Source organism: Xanthomonas sp. LMG 12462 (assembly GCF_009192885.1).
GTDB classification, from domain to species: Bacteria; Pseudomonadota; Gammaproteobacteria; order Xanthomonadales; family Xanthomonadaceae; genus Xanthomonas_A; species Xanthomonas_A sontii.
In genome coordinates this window covers 1-552 of record NZ_NMPP01000134.1, presented here as the reverse complement: position 1 = coordinate 552, position 552 = coordinate 1, and the positions used below count along the sequence as shown (strand labels likewise).

Annotated in this window: 1 protein-coding gene; it reads left to right on the top strand. The window is 65.6% G+C overall.

Annotation, left to right across the window (positions count from 1 at the left end):
- Positions 1-552 (top strand): peptidoglycan-binding domain-containing protein (locus CEK69_RS20935; protein WP_193314058.1); only part of this gene is annotated, 552 nt, incomplete at both ends.

Sequence of the window (552 nt, the reverse complement as noted above, 5' to 3'; positions counted from 1 at the left end):
ACAACGGTGCCAACGAACGCGTGCAGGCCGCGAACCAATGGGCCCAGACCATCACGCCCGAACTGGTCGCCGACATCCAGAGCGGCAAGGTCTCGCTGCAGCAGTTGGCCAGCATGGGTGGGGATGAGCGCAACCAGCAAACCCGGGCACTGCAGGAACAGTTGGCTGAGCTGGGCTACCATGGCGCCGACGGCAAGCCGTTGAAGCCGGATGGCGACTTCGGACGCAATACGCGCCATGCCCTGAAAGAGTTTCAGCGCGCGCATGGCCTGGATGACGATGCCGTCGTCGGACGCGACACACGGACGGCCCTGGCCGAGGCCAAGCGTTCGCCGCTGGTCTCCGAAGCCACACACGCCGACCATCCGTTCTTCAACGCGTTGCGCGAACGCATGCCCCGCGCCACCGACGCGCAAGTCGCGCACACCTTGCAAGCTGCCAAGGCCGAGGGCATCCAGGGCCCGCAGCAACTGCAGGCGGTCACGGTGCAGGACAAGGTTGCGTTCGTCGCCGGCAACACACCAGGATTTCGTACGCGTGTCGATCTGGACC